3 protein-coding genes are annotated in these 3,488 nt (G+C 68.3%); all 3 read right to left on the bottom strand.

What is annotated here, in order from left to right; all coding sequences use genetic code 11:
• Positions 1-1,144 (bottom strand): tetratricopeptide repeat protein (locus tag A3E77_RS00510; RefSeq protein WP_293642953.1); only part of this gene is annotated, 1,144 nt, incomplete at its 3' end.
• A 60-nt stretch (positions 1,145-1,204) separates the two neighbouring features.
• Positions 1,205-2,668 (bottom strand): cell division protein FtsZ, encoded by a 1,464-nt coding sequence (ftsZ, locus tag A3E77_RS00515; RefSeq protein WP_293642954.1) that lies wholly within the window; start codon positions 2,666-2,668, stop codon positions 1,205-1,207.
• 152 nt (positions 2,669-2,820) lie between these two features.
• Positions 2,821-3,488: cell division FtsA domain-containing protein (locus A3E77_RS00520; protein ID WP_293642955.1), on the bottom strand; the 668-nt coding region annotated here is incomplete at its 5' end.

Here is a 3,488-nt window from a genome sequence, read left to right on the forward strand (position 1 = left end):
CCGAAGCCGCCGGGGATGGCGTCGGCGGCGGCGTGGGCGTCGGCGGCGGCGATGCGGCTGCGCTGCGGATCGTCTGCCTGAACGGCGAACGGAGCGCAGGCCGACCCGCGGCAGCACCCGGCGCGCTGGAGGTCGCGGCTGTCGGCGCCGATGCGCCGGGGGCGGCAGCGCGCGGGCGCACCGAAGAACTGGGGTCGGGCTTGCGCGCCGCGGTCGCCGGGGCGGCCGTCGTCGAGGCTAGGGCTTGCCGGTTGCCGGCCGCGGCAGGACGCTTGCCGGACGCGGCGGGCGGCGGCGGCGAGGCCGCGGCAACCTGCACGGGTTTGCGTTTCGGGCCGAGCTGGCCGTTCGGAAACCGGCCGAAATGCGCAGCGGCCGCCTGTTGCGCCGGATTGAGCCGGTCCATCTGGGTCAGATAGGGCAGGATATTCTGCGCCATCGCGGGCGGCATGGTCGCGTTGACGATCTCGGTCGCCTCACCATCGCGCCCGTTCATCGCGAGGATCATTGCGCGAAGCCGCCACGCACCGCGGTCCTGCGCGCGCAGCTGCGGGGTGAGCATCTGGATCGCGCGGTCGGTGTCGCCGCTGATCCCGAGCGACAGCGCATAACGCCGCGTCAGTTCGTCATTGGGCGAAATCGACAGGGCCAGCTGATAATCGCGCTGCGCGGCGTCCTGCTGGCCGAGCAGGTCGCGCGCCAACCCGCGGTCGGACAGGAACAGGCGTTCCGAGGCCCCCAACAGCTGCGCCTCGCCGAAATAATCGAGCGCGCGGGTCGGGTTTTCCATATGGACCATCGCCGATCCGAGCGCGGCCTTGACCGCGCCGTCGCGCGGCCTTTGCTGTTCGGCGCGAACGAGGAACCCCACCGCGGCGCGATAATCTTCCAGGTCGATCGACGCCCGCCCGGCGTCGAGCAGCGCGGCGGTATCGCTGTTGTTCGATCCGATCCGCGCGAGCGCCGACGAAAGCAGCGTGCGCGCCGCCGTCCGTTTTTGCATCGCGGCCTTGGTCGCGGCATCGGGCGGCGTCACCTGCGCTTGGAGGGGCGCCGCGACCGCGCCTGCGAGCAACAACGCGCCGAGCGCGCACGCCATCTGCCGTGCGCGCACCGGCTTCGCCGTCATTTTCAATCGCCGCATGGGCAAATCATCCCGATTCCCGGCCTGCCGTGCCCGACGGGGGGCCGTTCGATAGCCCCGTTACTGGTTGTTCTGACGCCCCAGGAAGCGCGGGATATCGACCCCGTCCTCTTTGCCGCCATTCTCGCTATCGGGTGCGGACGCCCCCCGCGAGAGCCGCGACATGCGCTCGAACAACGTGCCGCCGCCAACCGGCTTTGCAGCCGATTCGTCCGCCGGTGCGGGATCCGCCGCAGCCGCCGAGCGATAGTCGGCGACCGGCGCTTCAGGAGCGCCGAGCACGAGTTCATCGGCGGTATCGTCATAGGTCGCGGCGACCTGCGACAATTCCATCGGCTCTTCTTCGGCAATCGCGGCCGCAGCGTCGGGTGCCGCCGCATCGCCCAGCGAGAAACCGGGAGCCGGATCCTGGCTTTCGGGCGCCGGGGCTTCGACGAAGGGCTCTTCCGCGGCGACGGGCTCGACGATCTCTTCGGCCACCGGCGCGGGCGCTGCGGCACGCGCAGGTGCGAAGGAGAAGCTGCGCGCGGCGGGCGATGCCGGGGCGGCGGCCTCACCGCTGCCGTCGATGCCGGTGGCGACCACCGACACGCGGATCTTGCCGTCCAGATTGTCGTTGAACGCGCTGCCCCAGATGATGTTGGCATCGGGATCGACCAGTTCGCGGATATGGTTCGCGGCTTCGTCGACTTCCATCAGGCGCATGTCTTCGCCGCCGGTGATCGAGATGATGACCCCCTTGGCGCCGGCCATCGACACGCCGTCGAGAAGCGGGTTCGCGATCGCCTTTTGCGCGGCTTCCAATGCGCGGCCGTCGCCTTCGGCTTCGCCCGTGCCCATCATCGCCTTGCCCATTTCGCGCATCACGCTGCGCACGTCGGCGAAGTCGAGGTTGATCAGGCCGGGCATGACCATCAGGTCGGTGATGCCCCGAACGCCCTGCTGAAGCACTTCGTCGGCCATGGTGAACGCTTCCTTGAAGGTCGTGTTCGGGTTGGCGACGAGAAAAAGATTCTGGTTCGGAATGACGATCAGCGTGTCGACATGATCCTGCAATTCCGCAATGCCGGCTTCGGCCGACCGCATCCGGCGATTGCCCTCGAAGGTGAAGGGCTTGGTCACGACGCCGACAGTCAGGATACCGCGATCACGCGCCGCCTTGGCGATGACGGGGGCCGCGCCGGTCCCCGTGCCGCCACCCATGCCGGCGGCGACGAAGCACATATGCGCACCGTTCAGCGCCTCTTCGACCTGCGCGATGCTTTCTTCGGCCGCCGCACGGCCGACCTCGGGCCGCGAACCCGCGCCCAGCCCCTGGGTGATCTGCGTCCCCAACTGGATGCGCCGTTCGGCCGGCGAGGCGTTCAGCGCCTGCGCGTCGGTATTCGCGACGACAAAATCGACGCCCTCGACGCGCGCCGCGATCATGTTTGCGATGGCATTGCCGCCCGCGCCGCCGACGCCGATCACCGCGATGCGCGGCTTCAGCTCGTCGACCTGCGGCGGGCCAATATTGATGCTCATCAAATAGTCTCCCTGCAGCGGCGGACAGGTGCCGCTTCCCCAACCTTGCGACCCAGCCGGGCGGTAGTCCGTCCGCCCGGTTTTCTGTCACCGCATTGCACTATTGTGACGTGGGAATCACCCAAAAAATTAACCTTTTCGTTGCGCATGATTCAAAAACTGCTCTTAAGAGCCGCCATAAGGCGGTGGAGGATCGAAGTCCCCGCTGGCTTGTACACATCCTGCGCCATCATCGGCAGATCGCGAAGATCGACCGGGTCGGACGCGGCGTAGAGAACCAGACCAGCGAGCGTCGCGAAAGCGGGCCCGCTATGCGCATCGGGCAGGCCGTGCAAGCCGCGCGGTCGCCCGACGCGGGCGGCGCGGCCCAGCGCGCTCTGGGTATAATCGGCGATGCCTTTCAGGTCGGCGCCGCCGCCGACAAGCACGACCTGGCGGCCGATCGGACCGACGAAATGCAGGTCTTTGAGCGTCCGCCCGATCTCTCCCATCATCGCGTCGAGCCGCTGGCGGATCACCGACACCAGCTGCGCACGGGTAATGCGCGGCGAATCGCCGTTCGTCGGGGCGCCGGGTTCCAGCTCGATGATCTCATTATTGTCGCGCGGGCTGGCCGATGCCGAACCGTAAAAGCTCTGGAGCCGCTGGGCCTGGCTGCGGCGGATACCGAAGGCCGACGCGATATCGTCGGTGATGTCGCTCGCGCCAAAGGGCAGCGACGCCATTTCGACGAGCATGCCGCCCGCATAGAGCGAGACGGTGGTCACCGCCGCGCCGAGTTCGACTAGCGCGACCCCCAGATCGCGCTCCTCGTCCGACA

It is taken from the genome of Sphingopyxis sp. RIFCSPHIGHO2_12_FULL_65_19 (assembly GCF_001830555.1).
Lineage (GTDB): Bacteria > Pseudomonadota > Alphaproteobacteria > Sphingomonadales > Sphingomonadaceae > Sphingopyxis.

Bases quoted from the DNA above. Each gene is read 5' to 3' on its own strand.
- ftsZ (WP_293642954.1), bottom strand. From the start codon at position 2,668: ATGAGCATCAATATTGGCCCGCCGCAGGTCGACGAGCTGAAGCCGCGC.